This is a genomic window from Rhizobium sp. WW_1 (assembly GCF_003610155.1).
In the GTDB taxonomy this organism is placed as follows: Bacteria; Pseudomonadota; Alphaproteobacteria; order Rhizobiales; family Rhizobiaceae; genus Rhizobium; species Rhizobium tropici_A.
On record NZ_RAIN01000041.1, the window covers coordinates 1 to 17,114 of the forward strand.

A 17,114-nucleotide genomic window follows, 5' to 3' on the forward strand; every position below is an offset into this window, starting at 1 on the left:
GTCGTTTCCATGATGGCAAGCAGCACGGAAAGGCCGAGCGTCAGCGGCACGAACAAGAAGTGATACAGCGCCGTCATGGCGAACTGCAGGCGCGATAGCGCCACAATATCAAGTTCCATAGTCTTTCTCCCACCCCCTACGGTGTGTCTGACAGGAATGCGGCGCCATTCGACGCGCCGCGGGCATGTTGGTGGCAGCCCAACGATCCGCAGCAGGCGAGGGCGTTGCGCGAATCTTTGGATCGTGGCGGCATCAACGATGAAGGCAGGATGGCGAATTGCTCGCCTGAAGTCGGCTCAAACCAAGGGTGACCGTACTGGTTCGGATGACTCACTTGGGGCCGGCATCGCAACGCCGAGATAGGGATCGATCCATGCCATCTCATCGACAACCGATTTGACCCCTGGCACGTTCTCCGCCGCAACCTTGGCAGCAAGTCGTTCTCGCTCGTCGAAAATACTGCCCGACAATTCGACGATGCCGTTTCGAACACTGACTTTTATGAAGCCGTTCCGACTCCAGCTCTGATGCGCCAGTTCCGCGATGACGGCATTTGCAATCTCGTCGTCGCTGGCAGGCACCTTGTCCTGTGGCAGCATATTGGCCAGTGCCCGCAACAGGTCCGATCGGCAGACCATGCCGATCACCTTGCCTTGTACGACGACAGGCAGGCGTTTGATTCCGTGCTTTTCCATCAGGCCTACTGCAACGGAGAGTTCGGCATCAGGGGCGACGGTAACGACTTCCGGAGTCATCACCTCTTCAATCTTCCTGCCATGTGAAAGAACATATTCGTCGGCGAGCTTGCCAGGACTCGTCAGAAATTCCAGCAGCCGGGATCGCTTGCGTTCTGTCTTCAATTCGCCGCGGTGCAGGAAATCGGCTTCGCTCACGATGCCGACAAGGTTCCCGTTACCGTCGGTGACCGGGAGACCACTTACGCGGCGATCGAGCATGATCTCGGCGGCGTCGGCAACAGATGTCGCCGGGCCGACCGTGATGGCGGGTGCATTCATGATGGCTTGGATCAACATGCTCGTCTCCTTCTCTGACCGTGTGTCGCGGCGGGAGAGGTCCGGCGCCGCGTGATGGATCAAGGATTAGCAACGCCTGCGCGATGGCGCTTTGATCGATGTCAAATTTGGAGGGCGGCTTGGAGACTGCGATAGTCCAGTCCTTCCAGCAGGCATTTGCCTCTCAAGGCATGTGACATGCACCGACGGTTCAATTGTGAAATCGGAACCTCGATGCAGGCTAGGTTGGCACGAACATCATGACTGCGGCCACCCCCATGAGCGCGACGGTGGCCCAGCCGATGAATGACGACATCGCGCCTATCGTATAGGGGCCCATGACCTTCGGGCTTGCGGCCAACAACAGTATAACGGCGATCAAGGGGACTGCGAGGACCCCGTTGATGACAGCACTCCAGAATAGTGCATTCATGGGCGTGATCGGTGAATACTGGATGATCAAGGCCAGCAGCACGCTTATGGCGATCACACCGTAAAAGCCTTGTGCGTCGTTCGGCGCCCGTTCCAGTCCGAATTTCCATCCCATGGCCTCTGCCAAAGCGTAGCCGGCCGAACCCGCGAGCACCGGCACGCCGATGAGGCCCACGCCTAGAATGCCGAGTGCGAATATGAGAGCGGCGAACGGCCCGGCCAGGGGGCGAAGTGCGCTGGCGGCCTCAGCGGCGGTGTCGATCTGCGTGATGCCTGCGACATTCAGTGTCACGGCGGTCGCAAGGATAATGAAGAAGGCGGTCAAGTTGGAATACAGCATGCCGCTCCATGTATCCCAGCCGATCCGCCGAAGCTCTCTGGGCGCCGTCTCGCTATCTCTGGACAACGGCATTGCCCCCGGATCGGCATTCATATCCTCCACCTCCTCGGATGCCTGCCAGAAGAAGAGATACGGACTGATTGTCGTACCGAACACGCCGACAACGACCGCCGCATAGGCCGATGTCGGAGCGACTATTGGCCAGACAGTCCTTATGGCGACTTGCTTCCAATCCACATGCACGGTGAAGAGAACCGCCGCATAGGCCAGAAGCGAAATTGTCAGCCATTTCAGAAAAGAAACGTAGCGGTGGTAGGGAATGAAGACCTGAAGTGCGAGCGTCCCGAAGACGAAGAGCATTGTCATGAGATGGCGGTTGAAACCGGTCACCAATTCCGCCACTTCACCCATCGCTGCAACGTCGGCGGCGATATTCAATATATTCGCGGTCAGCAGCGAGAACACCACCGCATAGAGCACGACTGGCGGAAAGGCGTCCTTTATATTTGCCGCCAGCCCGCGTCCGGTAACGCGCCCGATCCGCGCACATGTCGCCTGGACGACGGCCATCATCGGAAACGATACCGGCATGGTCCAGAGCATGTTCAGGCCGAATTGCGCACCGGCTTGGGAATACGTGGCGATCCCGCTCGGATCATCATCAGCGACACCGGTGATGAGACCTGGCCCGACTTTGGCGAGAGGGTGTTGGCGCAGACGTGCCAGGCGGCTCGACAGCCGCGAATGCCAAGGTTTTGGCCGATCGGCTAATAGTTCCTGGCTCATTTTGTACCGTCCGGGACATTGTTGACACTCGAAGAGGAAATCACGGATCGATCAACATATCCGACTGCGCCTCCGACGCTTTCGATAAGGACCCGGATGGCCTGACGCTGGATATCGGAGTCAAGTTTTCCCTGAACCTGCACCAGCCCGTCTTTGACGACAACGTCGACCTTGTCGTGGCCAATCCCAAGGTCCGTTGCCAGCCGCGTCCGGATGGCGAGCCTCAGGGCTTCGTCTCCTTTTGCGATATTTTCCACGGGCGCGTCGATAATGAGGTTTAAGAGGTCGCATCGGCTGACGATGCCGATAAGGCGGCGATCGTCGACGACAGGAATGCGCTTGATCCTGTGAGATGTCATGATGCCAGCGACCCTGCCGACTTCCGCATTGGAGCGGACGCTTATCACGTCGCGGCTCATTGCTTCACCGACGGACCTGCCGTGAATTTGGACATAATTGCTGAGCCCCCGCCGTTCACCAACTCCGTAGGTGCTGCCGAGGATTGAGACCCACGTATTAGCGACACGTCGCATAAGATCTCCTTCCGTCAACATCCCGCATACCACACCGTCATCGTCGACCACCGGAAGGCCGCTGATATCGTTGGCCCTGAGCAACAGAGCTGCGTTTCGAACGCTCATCGTCGGCGGGACCGTAATGACGTTCCTTGTCATGATGTCTTTTGCTTGCATGACTGCTCTCCACCCTCGTTTGCGATAGCTATTCCAATGGTTGCGCCAGCCGACGCCCAATACGGCCGCCTATCTTCCGCATGGGGAAAGGCCGGGGCATGGCCCGTTCGTTCCGTTCTCTTGTTCGACGCAGTCTGTTGGGAATCGGTGTGGCTGCATTGATCGGTATCAATGTTCGTGGAACAGCGGCGCCTCTTCCCAACTGCTCCCAGTATCTGTTTCGGGCGCTTGACCTTGATCAATGATGCCATGGTCCCTGGGATCTATTCTTCATCGAGCAATGAACTTTGAAGGAGAAGATCATGGATGACCTCAATCTGCGTCAGAACATTCTCGATGAACTCGAGTTCGAGCCGAAGGTGGACGCTGCCGATATCGGTGTTGTGGCACGCGGCGGCATCGTCACGCTCACCGGGCATGTCGGCACATATGCGGAGAAGGACGCTGCGGAGAAGGCTGTGCGGCGCGTAAAGGGCGTTCGTGGCATCGCTCAGGAGATTGACGTCCGCATCTTGGGTCCGAGGCGGACCGACGACGACGACATCGCCAGGCGAGCGGTCAAGATGGTGGACTGGAACATTTCCATTCCGAAGCAGAAGGTGCAGGTTCGCGTATGCAGGGGCGTGGTGACGCTCACCGGCACGGTTGAATGGCAGTACCAGAAGAACGCTGCTGCGGATGCCGTAAGGGATCTTGCCGGCATTGTCGGTATCTCCAATCTCATCGAAGTCGTTCCGAGCGTTAGTGCCGTCGACGTAAAGAGGCGCATTGAGGAGGCGTTGGGACGCGATGCGGAACTCGAGGCCAAGGCCATCCAGATTGAGGTCTCCGGTGGCAAGGTGACCTTGAGGGGTAACGTCAGGACCTTGTTTGAGCGGGGCGCGGCGGAACGTGCCGTGTGGTCTGCCCCAGGCGTCCACGCCCTTGATGATCAGTTGCACATAGGTTGAACCGCTAACGGCAAAGTAGGAGGCGAAGGCAATGCAACATGATCCCACTCGCATAGAAGAAGCGCTCCTTGCGGGCGCAGGATATTGTGTCTCTCGAAATCAAAACTGCGACTTTCGCCTTGATCACGTCGACCATGACGAATGGGAAATCGCGGTTCTCTCGGGACGAGCCCATGCATGGATTCGCAGCGAATTATCTGCTCCTCTCGCGCAATGTCTGGGCGATAGCTTCAAAGTCGACATACTTGGTGCAGACCGTTTTCTAAAGCGGGCTCGGGCGCTTGGCTTTCAAACAGAGTTTGTCGGCGGCGGTGGGAAGGACCGCTTCTAAAGGAGCAACGCCCGTGTATAAGACTATCGTCTGCGCTATCGGCTTGGGCTCAAAGGAGAAGGGCGAGCACCTGCTGCACATGGCTCAGGGACTTCTCGATACTGATGGGTCCCTTCATCTCGTTCACGCTATCGAGCGATTTCCGTCGCTTGTCAGGCGAGGTCCAGACGACTGGGCTGTGTCCGTGATCAACGAGGCAGAAGAAAAGCTGTCGCAGCTTTGCAGGGAGCCCGCAATCCCAGCGCTTGTTCACGTACGCACCGGCCGGGCCGCAGATACGATTCTGGCGGTTGCCGCCGAGACATCGGCCGATCTGATCATTGTTGCCGCTCATGCAAACGACGTTTTCGACAAGCTCTTTGGATCGACCGTCGACAATGTCGTTCATCACGCGAAATGTTCGGTTCTTATCGATCGGATTTCGACCATGGCAAAGCACTAGATGCTCAATTCTTCAGCGAGCTGAATAGTTCATATCGACCGGCGGCCGAGGTAGCTCGGCTTGCTGGCCATGGCCATTTGGCCGTGGAGCAGGCACTCGCCCACTCGTTGTTGCCGCAGGTTACTCGTGAAACGCCGTCTGAATTGGCCACAGTTTTCTGTTCGCCAGTGCTTTCGAACCATGGTCCTGCTGGAGATGCATGCCCGAATTCTTGGCGAGCCTTGATATGGCATATCAATTTCAGCGATTTATATGCTTATGGGCGCATTGAGACGCAGCCTTTGAGGCCTCGGTCCGACCGGCCTTTGCCTCTCGGATAGATGAGGTGATTTGGCTGATCTATGTGGCATAAATGGAAATTCATTCGTACCTCAACGCTTCGATGGGATTGAGATTGGCGGCCTTGCGGGCTGGATAATACCCAAAGAAGATTCCAACCATTGCCGCGAACAGAAATCCACCAGCCATCGCGCCTGGCGATAATGGTGCCAGCCAACCGAAGATTTGTGAAATTGTGAGGCATACGGCAATGCCCATGAGAATCCCCGCGATGCCTCCGCTGACACTTAAGAAGATGGCTTCCGCCAGAAATTGCAGGAGCACATGCAGGCGGCGGGCTCCGATTGCCATACGCAAACCAATCTCCCGTGTCCGTTCCGTCACAGAGACCAGCAGTATGTTCATTATGCCAATACCTCCGACCAACAGGGATATCGATGCGACGGCCGCCAGCAGAAGCGCCATGATGCGGCTGCTGCTTTTCGCTGTCTCTGCAAACTGACTGAGATTTCTGACATCGAAATCCTTGTCTTCCATCGCCTTGATATGGTGGCGCCGTATCAGGATCTCATTGATATCGCCAATCGCCTCGGGCACTCGGTCGGCGCTCTTGGCTTGAATGAAGAGCATATTGGCAAATCCGGTCAGGCGAGGCTGAAGATTGTAAGGATTGGGCGCCGGCAGATAGGCCCAGTTGTTCATCGTCTGCGCCTGGCTGGGTGCCGCAGTGCCAAGCACACGCCGTTCGGCGGTCGCAAATGGGATCATGACGACATCGTCCTGATCCTGACCCATGGCCGATTGTCCCTTGGCGGCGAGCACTCCTACCACCCGCATCGGGACATTCCTGATTCTGATTGTCGCACCTATCGGATTTTCGGTTGGCGCGAACAACTGATGCTCGACGGTCTGACCAATCAAGGCAACCAGATTCCCATTGCGTTCGTCATCGTCGGTTATTGGGTCTCCCGCCGCAACCTTCCAATTGGTGATTTCGGGATAGGACTCGCTGACCCCTTGAATTCCTGTAGTCCAGTTATTGCTGCCGTATTCGACCTGACCTTGTTGTCGGATCAGAAAGCCGATTTCGGCGATAGCTGCAGCCTGCCCAATTGCCTTTGCATCGGCGACGGTCAAGGTGCTTGCACTTCCAAATCCTCCCCGGACGCCATTACTGCTCAATGCGCCCGGTAGGACAACCACGACATTTGTGCCAAGGCTCTCGATCTGCTTTGCTACGGCGATGTTTGCGCCTTGCCCAATTGCGACCATGACGATCAGGGCCGCGACGCCTATGAAGACGCCGAGCATTGTCAGCAAGGAGCGCATCTTGTTGTGGTAAATGGCCTGCGCCGCCGCACCGAGTGCCATTCGACCGAAAGCGAGGCCGCCGCGCGGGCTTGACTGAATCGTACCGTTGGCATCCGGTGCCGGGGACAGGTCTGTGGAAGGAGCGTGGCCTTTTCTCTCGTCCGCGACGATTTTACCGTCACGCATCGTGATGATGCGATCGGCATAAGCAGCGATATCGGGCTCATGCGTGACCAGCACGATCGTGACACCTTGACGGTGATTGAGAGCCACGAGCACATCCATGATTTCATGAGAGGTTTTGGTGTCGAGGTTTCCTGTCGGCTCGTCTGCCAGGAGCAGACGAGGAGAGTTGATCAGGGCTCGAGCGATCGCGACTCGCTGCTGCTGGCCTCCGGAAAGCTGGCCGGGCGTGTTCCGCTCGCGATCTCCAAGTCCCAGGCGTGCAAGCGAAGTGCGGGCGCGGTCAATTGCATCCACGCCGCCGGCTGCAGCGCTATTGGAATAGTAGAGAGGCAGGCGCACGTTTTCGAGTGCACTTGTTCGGGGCAGGAGATTGAAACTCTGGAAGACGAAGCCCAGCCGTTCGCTTCGGATAGCCGCAAGATCTGGCTCTGCGAGCTTTGCGACATCTATGCCTTCGAAAGAGTAGCTTCCGCTACTTGGGCGATCAAGACAGCCCAGAATTGACATCAGCGTAGATTTTCCAGAGCCGGATGAGCCAATAATTGCGATGAATTCCCCGTGGTGAATACTGAGGCTGACTCCACGGACGGCGGGTACCTCGGTATCACCGACGAAAAATGTCCTCGTCACATTCTTCAGCTCCAAAAGGGGTGAAAGAGTTTGTTGAACGGTCATAGGTTCGCTGCCTTCACCATCTCAGGAATCGGAATGGGGCCATCGTGCTCGACGCCACGTCTTCTCCGAAGGCGATCTTGTCGCCTGGCTCCAATTCACCGGCCTCGATCACGGTATAGGATTGGTCGCTGACACCTATCGTGACCGGCACCATGATCACCGTATCGTTATGCTGTACCCATACATGCGGTCCTTTCGCATCCACGGACGTCGGCGCGGCGGATGTGTTTCCAGCATCTGTCGGTTCGAAACGGAGAGCCTGGTTGGGGACGCGAAGGGCGTTTGTCGCGTGAGCAGTGATAATATTCAAGGAGGCAGTCATACCCGGCTTCAAGGCGAGATCCGTGTTGTCGACACCGACGACTGCATCGAAGGTCACAACATTTTGAATGGTTTGCGGGGATTGCCGTACCTGTGTGATCTTGCCTTCAAAAATGCGGTCGGGAAAGGCATCGACACTGAACGTTACTGATTGGCCCTCGCTGACGGTTCCGATGTCGCTTTCGCTTACATTGGTGTCTACCTGCATTCTGGTTAGATCGGTGGCAATGAGGAAAAGGGTCGGGGTCTGAAAACTCGCTGCAACAGTCTGTCCTTGGGTGACATTGCGTGAAACTACGACGCCATTCACGGGCGAGCGAATGTTCGTGTAGTCGAGATTGATCTGCGCGGCGGATAGTTCGGCTTCGCGCTGTTCGATTGTCGCCTGGTCCAGTGCTACCTGCGCTGCAGCTTGATCAGCAAGGCTCTTAGAAACCTCTACGGTATCCTGAGATACCGCCTGCGTCGCGATCAGGCGCTGGTTTCTTCGGTAGTTCAACTGCGCATAATCGAAATTCGCTCCGTCCTTCGTGAGCTGGGCGTCGGCAACCGATAGGTTCGCAGAATCCTGATCGACGATGGTCTGATATGGCCGCGGGTCAATGGTAGCGCAGATCTGGCCGGCCGTGACAACCGTATTATAGTCACATTGTATATCGGTGATCGGGCCAGAAACATAACTGCCGACAATGATCGTCAGTTCCGGATTGACAGTACCGGTCGCGGTCACTTGTCGTATCACGTCGCCCTTTGATACCGCCGCGGTTTTGAAGGATGGTGGCGGAGGCGTGCTGGCGCGCTGCCAGACAAGGGCGAACGTGGTCGTCGATAAAATCGCTGCAGTTGTCACTATCCAAAGCCAATGTCGCTGATGTCTATCGATCGTGGGTGTGGATGCCGGTGCAGCTACCTCCCGCAACAGCGGACGCTTTTCGGTTGGACTGTCCATGGTTCGACTCCTTTGCTGGCTTCACCTTGCCAGCGAAGGGGGCAGTGAGCATTGATCTTTCGCAAAGCCAACGCACCCGGACGACGGCACGTTGACGTATGTCAAGGCCCGGAATCCCGGGAGAAACTACCAATAGATCACGAACGTCCGGCGGATTCTCATTGTTCGTCGGGACGGCTGAACGATGGATTCGTGACAAGGAGACAGACATGCGTGCAGCTCTTGTGATCGCCGTAGCAGCGGGTGCTATCCTCGGCGCATATGCCTACCAATCGAGCGGGTCTGACAAGACCGGGGAATCGAGCCAACAGCAGTCAATCAATACAGGTAGGAAAACAGGCGAACCGAAACTCGGTTATCCCGACCCCTATATTCCTCCAACAAAAGGTAATGGCTTTTGATTTGGGAAGACGCCTAAGGAGCGAAATGATGACAAGGTATGTCCCGGTTATCGTGGTCAAACATCGACGTGTCCGCAAACAAAGCTCGACTGAACAGAAATTGGGGGGCTCAAGTCCCAACTCGCCAGTTGGTTTTCCGCCCCAAAAGAAAAGTCCGCGTCGTCGAGGAGTGTTGCATCTGCCAGCGGGGCCAACTTATGACTTGGTCGTTGGCATGCGTTGGAAGGGCGCTCAGGTGCCGCCTCCTGATGATACTTGACGTTCTGTCGATGCTTGTTTTTTCCCCGAGGGCAAGCATTCTGCGAAGTTCGTTGCCCAACCCATCGAGACAGATGGCGGGTGTTCATCGCACACCCGGATATTCGGCCTCTCATTGAACCCGGTGCGACTGGTCGCCAGCACCTTTCCACCTCCTCGGGAGGATCTGGCAGGCCCGAGACCAGGGAATTCTCGCAAGATAAGCTGTCAGCAAGAATATCGTCATCCGGAGCGGCCAAATCCAAGCGCAGCGCACGAATGTCGGCGCCGAGCCTGTTGGTAGCTCAATTCTCCACCTTTATGTTCTCAGGCGGAAATCGTTGGAGAGGGATTGAAGCACGGCACTTTCGGTCGCTGTGGAGGTTTCGATCTGGGCGGAGTTGAATATCAGGCGATACTTGACCTGCGTCACGCGCAGATCGCGGTACCAGTTGACGAGATCGCCCCACGGGTCGTTTATTTTCGAGAGACCGGACACGAAGGCGACGACCGTCCCTATTTCAGTCTTCCCTGTAACCACGAAATATCCACCCACGGCGAAGATGCCCGCGTAACCCATCTGCGTCATGAGATTCATCATGAAATTCATGGTGAACTTGATCTTGTAGATGCTCATGTTGATCAGGAAGACACCTCCGATTCGCGATGCCTGAACGCCGTCCGTGTCAATCGCACGTCCCATATGGACGATGTCCTCACTGACATTGCGCATGATGCTGATCTTCTTTCCGACGCGCCGATTGATCGCGGCCTGCATGATCGGGACGAAGCCACTTTGGGGCAGAAAAATCGTGACGACGATGATTGTCATGAGCGGCTGCAGATAGACAAGGTATCCGCAAACAGCCGTTAATATGCCGATTTGCAACAATGGTTCTGAGATGCTGGAGCCGACGAAGCCTCCGACAGGCTCGGCTTCCGCCAGAATGATTGAGAGTTGGACACCTTCGCTCGCCACCTTGGAGTCATTCGTACCGGACGCCGATGATGTCTGGAACACCTGCAGACGCAGCCAGCGGACGGCTGCCTCTCCGATCCAACTGCTGTAGATATTGAGCACGAGTTTTACACTTCCCTCGGTCAGAGCCAAGAGAATGTATATCAGCACCAGGAGGGCGATCGTGCGATAGGAACCATTCTCGGTCGCCGCATTCACGATTCGGCGCTGCACCTCCAGCGGAATAGTGCCTGCCGTAAACAGGACGATCGACAGCATTGCGGTGGCCAGTTGATGCCATCCAGATGCTCGAAAGACAAAGCCATACAGCATTCGCGGCAAAGTGATCCTTCTTGAAGACTGGCGCGAATTCATCGCTTCGGAAGCGTGCGATGGTTTCAGGATGGTCATTGCGTCGCCGATTTCTCAAGCGCTGTTTGCCGCCCAGTGTCGGCAATCGGCTTCACCCATAAAATGCCGACAATCGTAGCGATCATGATGATCAGTATGATCAGCAATAGTTTTTGCACCGCTTCCCTCCTGATGCGCAATGCGATTTGCCCATGGCTCGATCATTGCCACGTTCCAGCTTTTGCCGCGTTGATTCCTGTCAAAGCGCGCGCGTGGTTTTTGTGGGAGTAGGGGAGTGGTAAATTAAGCTGTTCGCGGGAGCCACTCGGTGGCGAACGGGTGTTTGAGATGCAGTTGGGACATGCCGCGTCCTGACCTTCTTCTCCGATGCCAGGCTCTGGAGCGGGCTTCAATTCCGATAGGTTTCAGACATGAAAGCGATGGTTCTTCAACAAATTGCGAAACCGCTGGCCTTCGCCGAAAGAGATGATCCGAACCCTGGCCCAGGCGAGCTGAGGATCAGGATTGAAGCCTGCGCTGTCTGTCGTACTGACTTACATGTTGTGGACGGCGACCTCAGCCAGCCAAAGCTTCCACTCATACCCGGCCATGAGATCGTGGGCATTGTCGATGCTGTAGGGCACGGCGTGGAAAGCGACAAGCTTGGCCGCCGCGTTGGAGTTCCCTGGCTTGGCCATACATGCGAAACATGTTCGTTCTGCCGAATGAAGGCCGAGAACTTGTGTGACCGGCCGCAATTCACCGGCTATACGCGCGACGGCGGTTTTGCCACGCACGTCTTGGCCGACGCGGCTTTTTCGTTCGATCTCGACAAGGACGCCGATGCCGTGTCGCTGGCGCCGCTTCTGTGTGCCGGATTGATCGGCTGGCGTTCGCTGAAGAAGGCCGGGAGCGGCAAGCGCATCGGCCTCTTCGGTTTTGGTGCCGCCGCACATATCCTCACTCAGATCTGCGTCTGGCAAGGCCGCGACGTTTATGCATTCACTCGCAGCGGCGACCATAGGGCGCAGATGTTTGCGTTGGAGCTTGGCGCGATCTGGGCTGGATCGTCAGAGGAGAGGCCGCCCGTTCCGCTCGATGCGGCCATTATCTTCGCACCCGTGGGTGATCTCGCGCCCGTGGCGCTCAAGGCGGTTCGCAAAAGTGGTATCGTTGTATGCGGAGGAATTCACATGAGCGACATACCATCCATGCCCTATGCCGTTCTGTGGGGCGAGCGCGAACTGGTCTCGGTTGCCAATCTGACGCGGGAGGACGCGACCGAGTTCTTCCCGATAGCCCGATTGGCCGGCGTTAGAACCCATACCACGACCTATCCACTCGAGGGCGCCAACGAGGCGCTTTCGGATCTTCGTGCCGGGCGTCTTAGCGGTGCCGCCGTACTGGTGCCGACAGCAAGCTAGCTGCAGTCGGACTTCCTTTGCATGACTAGTGGGCTACAAGAATCGGCATTTCTAGCTCAGTGAGCAATGATCGGGTGACGCCTCCAAGCACATATTCCCGGATTCTGGAATGCCCATAGGCACCCGCGACCAGCAGATCTGCGTGAAGGGCTCTGGCGGTTGATTGGATGGCGACGGCCACGCGCTCGCCATTCGCACGAGCGACGACAACCTCGACATTCAGCCCGCTGTTGCGAAGTACTCCTGCGTATCGGTCCAGAGCCTTCCCATTCGTGGGATCAGTCTCGGTGATCGAGATTAAAATGATCTTCGAAGCGCTTTCCAGGAACAGCCTGGCGCCGGTCAGTGCTGCCGACAGGGGCGCACTTCCGTCCCAGGCGATTGCCACCGTATCGATCCGGTTGCAGACGTGGTTTGCAGGAAATAATGCTAGAGGTCGGCCGCTATCGAACACGAGGCGTTCAACCAACGGTATCGTTGTCTCTGACACTTCCATGATCGAAAGATCGTAGGCGCGCGAGATTTCCGTAAACCTAGCTGGAACGAGCGGTTCAGACACCTCGAATGTCTGGATGAGGGCACGTATGTCTGCTTCGCGGGCATATTCGTAAAGCGCCTCGCTCAATGCGACATAGCCGTCCTGGCTGAAGCGTTTGGCCTCCGAGTTTAGCCTTTCGATGTCGTCAATCCAAGGAGATGTTTGACCAGCAAGGGGCATCCCGATCTGCATGATGCTTGCGGTGAGATCCGCTTTCTGGTGTCGTGCGAAATCGACGGCGTTTTGAACGAGAGAAAGCGAACTGGTGTCGGGATAGGTGATCAGCGGCACATGGAATTGAGGTTTCATATCAAGTTCCTCCAAAAGCTGCCGCAATGATCGCTTCACGGTGCCGACATTGCTTTGACAAAGGTCAAGTCCGGCCCGCCTGAAACGAATCCTTGGTCGCGTTCATAACCAGCAAAGCGAGAATTTCGATCGCTTGCGACGATCGACAGGATGCCAGTTTGATGCTGGTCAATGAACGGTCGAACGGCGCCGCCTTTAATAGCTCCGCGTCTGAAATGGACGATTTGGAAAGGGCCGAGACGGAGGATCGTCCTCTTGCGGTCATTGTAACAAAGAGGAGAAGCGCATAGGGCATGCTGCGGAACGCTGGTCGCCGTTCGAGAGCCTGCGCTCCGAGATTGGTCGTGTCTTCGACGATTTTAGCCCCGGTTTCTTTGACCGCACACTCGCGCGTTTTCCGACCTCCCTTGCGCGCGGCATGCCGGCCATCGATTTCGTGGAATCCGACAGGGCTTATGAGCTGACTGCCGAGCTTCCGGGTATCAACGCGAAGGAGCTGGACCTGACGTTTGCAAACAGCATCCTGACGGTCAAAGGCGAGAAGCACGAAGGGAAGCAGGAAAAGGGTAAGCGCTCATTTCGCTGCGCGTTGACGCAGTGGATTGTGACGCCCGCAGCGGCTTATGCGGCAGTGGATTTGGCGAAGTTAAATGGGAGCAGATCGTTGATATTGGCGCCGTCGGGACGCTGTGGCAATTCGGTGAAGACGTGTCGCAACCAGGCGAATGGCTCGACGCCACAGGCGCGACAGGTCAGCATAAGGCTGTAGATGACGGCGCTTGCCTTGGCCCCGTCGACAGTGTCGCAAGATAACCAGCTCTTCCTTCCAGTGGCAAAAACTCTGATATCGCGCTCCAATAAATTGTTGTCGATCGGCATCCTGCCGTCTTCGGTGTAGCGCGTCAGATATTGCCACTGGTTTCGTGTATAGGAGATCGCATCGCCGAGCTTGGTATCGGGCACGATCTTGGGGGCCATCCTGTCGAGCCACTCCTTCAGGGCGTCAAGGACTGGAACGGCGTGCTTCTGGCGCAGGCGCCGGAGGCAATCGGCCTGCGTTTCGTTGTCATCCGGCTTTTCGTCCCGCACCTGCCTTTCAAACCGACACACCATTCCCATTCAGGCCAGGAACAAATGCACGACCGGACGCATATGGACTTACGTATGCGATGACCGGCCATTTGGAGGATCAGCGCCGCCAGCCGCAATCTATTATGCGTCGAGTGACCGGCGCGGCGAACATCCCCAGAAACACTTGGCCGGATACGGCGGCATTCTGCAGAGCGATTGCTACAATGGCTTCGATCTCTCAGCCGGCAGGCGCATGCTTGCATGCGCCGAGAGGCCGATCGCTGTCGCCGCAACGAAAGAGATCCCGATCACCTTCGCCTTTTGCCACGCGCATGCGCGGCGGAAATTCTTTGAGCTGGCCGATATCCAGAAGAATGCGCGGGATCGCAAACGCAGGGGCAAGCCGATCTCGCCGATCGCATTGGAAGCCGTCAAGCGCTATGACGAGTTGTTCGAAATCGAGCGGCAGATCAACGGTCTGAGCGCCGAAGAACGACTGGCGGCACGCCAGGAGAAGAGCAAGCCGCTGTTCGATGACATGCACGAGTGGTTGACGAAGGAACGCGCCACGCTCAACAGATCGTCCGAGGTCATCGAGCCGATCGACTACATGCTCAAGCGCTGGGAGGGCGTTGCCCTTTTCCTCGAAGACGGGAGAGTTTGTCTCACGAACAACGCAGCCGAGAGGGAGCTGAGAAGTGTCGCATTGGGAAGACGGAACTGGACCTTCGCCGGTTCCCAGCGTGGGGCAGATCGTGCCGCTGTCATGCTGACCGTCATCACCACCTGCCGCCTCAACGATGTCGACCCAAAGGCGTGGCTTGCCGATGTCCTGGCTCGCATCGCCGATTATCCTGTCACGCGCCTGCACGAACTGCTGCCCTGGGAGTGGAAACGCGCATCGCCGGCAACCGTCATGCTGGCGGCCTGACAATGGTAGCTTCCGTCGTTCGCCTGAAGGTCACCCTCGATCGTGTCGAGCCGATAGTGATGCGGCGCGTTGTCGTGCCGTTCACCATCAGGCTCAGTCGGCTGCACGAGGTATTGCAGGCGGCAATGGGCTGGACCAACAGCCACCTTTACGAATTCCGCATGCGTGACGTCGGCTTTGGTTTGCCTGACGAGGAATGGGGGGATGGTCCGATCGATGCGCGCAAAGTCTCGCTGCTGTCGGCAGTCCAGGACACCGGTGCGAAATCGTTCAAATACCTTTACGACTTTGGCGACGGCTGGGAACACAGCATCAAGATCGAGCGCACCTTTCCTGCAGTCGGCACGGAAGGACCGATGCTCCTCGAAGCAACGGGACACTGCCCGCCTGAAGACGTTGGTGGTCCATGGGGTTATCAGGAGTTCCGCGAGGCGCTTGCAGACCCGGCGCACGAGCGACATGCCGAAATCCTCGAATGGTGGGGCGGCAGCGATTATGATCCCGCCGCCGCCAACTTCTCGCAGCTCAACAAAGCCGTCGATGACCTGGCTGCAAAATGGGCCCGAAAAGCGCGACGCAAAACCTGAACGCCGGGTTGTGGGGGAAGGCCGAAACTGGATATTACCGTGTAAACAACCGGCGGAACAGTTCTTCCGAACGTCGTAGACCTTCGTCCGTCAGGACCAGCGACTTCGACTTGTTCGCCGCATCACAGATCAATCCCTTCTCATGCAACCGGTCCGTCGTTGCCCAGTCAAATCCCTTCCAGGCGCAACGCTCGTTGTGGAGCGTCAGCCATAACAGTGCCAAGACCGCGTCATCGATTTTGTCCTCGTCGAGCTCCATTCCGCCATGCTATCACGCGCGAGACTTCAAGTCCCGCGGCCCACCTCGGATGGATACCGATTTCGCGCATCTGCTCGTTGAGCTGAGCCTGGGCGACGTCGAAGGTTGTCTTCAGGGTTGTCCATTCACAGGAAAACGGTGTTAGCTCACCTTGTGACGCTGGAGGTACAGTCGAGAGAAGTTTTCAGCCACGTGGGAGTAGCTATCAAAGACCCAAGCGCAAATAAAAAAGACCCTTTCGGGTCTTTATTATGGCGATTGCCGAGTGAGTGCCCCTTACCGTGGTATGCTGGCCTCTAGGGCGGGCTTGCAATGGCGTCCTCGCGGAAGCCTCACTATCCATTGCTGCAAACACCGATATAGGTTTAGAGTCGAATTGTCAAGTTCTCTCTTTGATGACAACGACAATCAAGGAATTGTCTTCTGCCTGTAATGGCATGTTTTCAAAAGACTTCTCATAAGCTCACGCTTTCGATAATGACCCATGTCGATGTTAAGGTGGTAAGCACTCTTGACGACGAACTCTACGTGAATGTTATCAGCTCGGCTGGGGTAGAGGTAGTAGAAGACTGCATATCGGTTACCCGAGGTAGGCTGTCGCTCGGTAACCGCCATATTGCTTTCGCCGTTCTTGTCCTTCGAGATCCACGACGGGAAATTCTGCTCCATCATAGTGACGCAGAGGCCAGGCAGGTCCGCTGACGCTAGATGCCTGATAGGGCAGAATTCGCGCCATCTTCCGCCTTCGTCACGAAACCTCGTCTCGATCGCCTCTTGGGAGTCTTTCTTCGAGTAGACATGACAGGTGAACGAAACACGCACGATTAGATTCGTCCCGTCGGGCCCGTGGCCAGCGAGAGCATGTCGAAATGGCTGAAGGTGATGGTTGGAATAATCTACCGTCCGGGACGATACGGTGGGATGATTGGTGGGCGTATGGGTCAATTAAAATTCCGCAACATCTACACCAGAAACTACTCATTTGTTGCGGAATTCCAGCCAGCTCAGCTTCTAAGCTCGCCGGTTCTGCCCTGCAATTATTCCACACATAATTGTAGTCGTTGCTCCATGCAAGAGTCAGCAACTGTACGGGGTGTTACCTTTGTCACAAGTCGCAGTGATCTCAACACAGCCCCGAAGCTACGGAAACATAAGGGAAATCGCCGTGTGGACGCTAACGCTGCGCGGCACGAAGAATGCAAATTTGCCGACGAAAGTGCGGATAAAGCGCGCAACCTTTGGCACAGATTGTCCGTCGTCGAATGATTTGAGACTTTTTGGGCTCTGGAAGAATGGAGTTTCCGGCTCAGTTTGCGGGTTGATTTAAGCCGCTTTGGCCTG

General features: G+C 56.6%; 16 protein-coding genes and 3 pseudogenes. 8 read left to right on the forward strand and 11 right to left on the reverse strand.

Annotated features, from left to right (window positions below):
- From BJ928_RS37750 to BJ928_RS37765, 4 genes are all read right to left on the reverse strand, one after another.
- Positions 1-119 (reverse strand): cytochrome ubiquinol oxidase subunit I (locus tag BJ928_RS37750; RefSeq protein ID WP_147413990.1); only part of this gene is annotated, 119 nt, incomplete at its 3' end.
- Between the two features lie 177 nt (positions 120-296).
- Entirely contained in the window at positions 297-1,034 is a 738-nt protein-coding gene (locus BJ928_RS37755; protein WP_047637105.1) for a CBS domain-containing protein, read from the reverse strand.
- 220 nt (positions 1,035-1,254) lie between these two features.
- A complete protein-coding gene (locus BJ928_RS37760; protein ID WP_052228083.1) occupies positions 1,255-2,571 on the reverse strand; it encodes a divalent metal cation transporter in 1,317 nt (438 codons plus the stop codon).
- Entirely contained in the window at positions 2,568-3,323 is a 756-nt protein-coding gene (locus BJ928_RS37765; protein ID WP_245432820.1) for a CBS domain-containing protein, read from the reverse strand. Before BJ928_RS37765 ends, BJ928_RS37760 begins: the two co-directional genes overlap by 4 nt.
- Positions 3,324-3,565: 242 nt before the next feature.
- Between BJ928_RS37765 and BJ928_RS37770 the strand changes: the two genes are divergently transcribed.
- Genes BJ928_RS37770 through BJ928_RS37780 form a run of 3 tightly spaced genes read left to right on the forward strand, consistent with a single transcriptional unit; the run spans position 3,566 to position 4,986 of the window.
- A complete protein-coding gene (locus BJ928_RS37770; RefSeq protein WP_047637102.1) occupies positions 3,566-4,213 on the forward strand; it encodes a BON domain-containing protein in 648 nt (215 codons plus the stop codon).
- A 31-nt stretch (positions 4,214-4,244) separates the two neighbouring features.
- Positions 4,245-4,544: a hypothetical protein gene (locus BJ928_RS37775; protein ID WP_082012074.1), complete on the forward strand. Its 300-nt coding sequence runs from the start codon at positions 4,245-4,247 to the stop codon at positions 4,542-4,544.
- A gap of 13 nt (positions 4,545-4,557) precedes the next feature.
- Positions 4,558-4,986 (forward strand): universal stress protein, encoded by a 429-nt coding sequence (locus BJ928_RS37780; RefSeq protein ID WP_047637101.1) that lies wholly within the window; start codon positions 4,558-4,560, stop codon positions 4,984-4,986.
- Between the two features lie 360 nt (positions 4,987-5,346).
- Here BJ928_RS37780 and BJ928_RS37785 read toward each other — a convergent pair whose 3' ends face one another.
- Together BJ928_RS37785 and BJ928_RS37790 are read right to left on the reverse strand one after the other, a co-directional pair.
- Positions 5,347-7,437 carry an ABC transporter permease gene (locus BJ928_RS37785; protein ID WP_047637100.1) on the reverse strand — a complete coding sequence of 697 codons (2,091 nt, stop codon included), beginning with the start codon at positions 7,435-7,437 and terminating at the stop codon, positions 5,347-5,349.
- Positions 7,438-7,450: 13 nt separating this feature from the next.
- Complete coding sequence (locus BJ928_RS37790; RefSeq protein ID WP_082012073.1) at positions 7,451-8,707, reverse strand: efflux RND transporter periplasmic adaptor subunit; 1,257 nt, start codon at positions 8,705-8,707, stop codon at positions 7,451-7,453.
- Positions 8,708-8,916: 209 nt separating this feature from the next.
- Here BJ928_RS37790 and BJ928_RS38665 point away from each other — a divergent pair, with 209 nt between their 5' ends.
- Positions 8,917-9,108 (forward strand): hypothetical protein, encoded by a 192-nt coding sequence (locus tag BJ928_RS38665; RefSeq protein ID WP_147413991.1) that lies wholly within the window; start codon positions 8,917-8,919, stop codon positions 9,106-9,108.
- A 556-nt stretch (positions 9,109-9,664) separates the two neighbouring features.
- On the opposite strand, the gene BJ928_RS37795 is transcribed toward BJ928_RS38665, so the two are convergent.
- Together BJ928_RS37795 and BJ928_RS39795 are read right to left on the reverse strand one after the other, a co-directional pair.
- Positions 9,665-10,645: an ABC transporter transmembrane domain-containing protein gene (locus BJ928_RS37795; protein ID WP_047637111.1), complete on the reverse strand. Its 981-nt coding sequence runs from the start codon at positions 10,643-10,645 to the stop codon at positions 9,665-9,667.
- Positions 10,646-10,710: 65 nt separating this feature from the next.
- The gene (locus tag BJ928_RS39795; RefSeq protein WP_281024186.1) at positions 10,711-10,833 is read right to left on the reverse strand and encodes a hypothetical protein; all 123 of its coding nucleotides are present in this window, start codon (positions 10,831-10,833) and stop codon (positions 10,711-10,713) included.
- Positions 10,834-11,085: 252 nt separating this feature from the next.
- Between BJ928_RS39795 and BJ928_RS37800 the strand changes: the two genes are divergently transcribed.
- Positions 11,086-12,078: a zinc-dependent alcohol dehydrogenase family protein gene (locus BJ928_RS37800; RefSeq protein ID WP_047637099.1), complete on the forward strand. Its 993-nt coding sequence runs from the start codon at positions 11,086-11,088 to the stop codon at positions 12,076-12,078.
- A gap of 25 nt (positions 12,079-12,103) precedes the next feature.
- On the opposite strand, the gene BJ928_RS37805 is transcribed toward BJ928_RS37800, so the two are convergent.
- A complete protein-coding gene (locus tag BJ928_RS37805; protein ID WP_047637098.1) occupies positions 12,104-12,925 on the reverse strand; it encodes a universal stress protein in 822 nt (273 codons plus the stop codon).
- 418 nt (positions 12,926-13,343) lie between these two features.
- Between BJ928_RS37805 and BJ928_RS39685 the strand changes: the two are divergent.
- A pseudogene (locus tag BJ928_RS39685) lies at positions 13,344-13,442 on the forward strand (Hsp20/alpha crystallin family protein); the annotation flags it as partial.
- A 104-nt stretch (positions 13,443-13,546) separates the two neighbouring features.
- On the opposite strand, the pseudogene BJ928_RS37820 reads toward BJ928_RS39685, so the two are convergent.
- Positions 13,547-14,023, reverse strand: a pseudogene (locus BJ928_RS37820) (transposase); the annotation flags it as partial.
- Positions 14,024-14,033: 10 nt separating this feature from the next.
- Between BJ928_RS37820 and BJ928_RS37825 the strand changes: the two are divergent.
- Together BJ928_RS37825 and BJ928_RS37830 are read left to right on the forward strand one after the other, a co-directional pair.
- Positions 14,034-14,927 (forward strand): annotated as a pseudogene (locus BJ928_RS37825) (IS66 family transposase); the annotation flags it as partial.
- A gap of 2 nt (positions 14,928-14,929) precedes the next feature.
- Complete coding sequence (locus BJ928_RS37830; protein WP_047637108.1) at positions 14,930-15,514, forward strand: plasmid pRiA4b ORF-3 family protein; 585 nt, start codon at positions 14,930-14,932, stop codon at positions 15,512-15,514.
- A 34-nt stretch (positions 15,515-15,548) separates the two neighbouring features.
- Here BJ928_RS37830 and BJ928_RS37835 read toward each other — a convergent pair whose 3' ends face one another.
- On the reverse strand, positions 15,549-15,773 hold the full coding sequence (locus BJ928_RS37835; protein ID WP_047637095.1) for a DUF6429 family protein: 225 nt from the start codon (positions 15,771-15,773) through the stop codon (positions 15,549-15,551).
- Between the last annotated feature and the right edge of the window lie 1,341 nt (positions 15,774-17,114).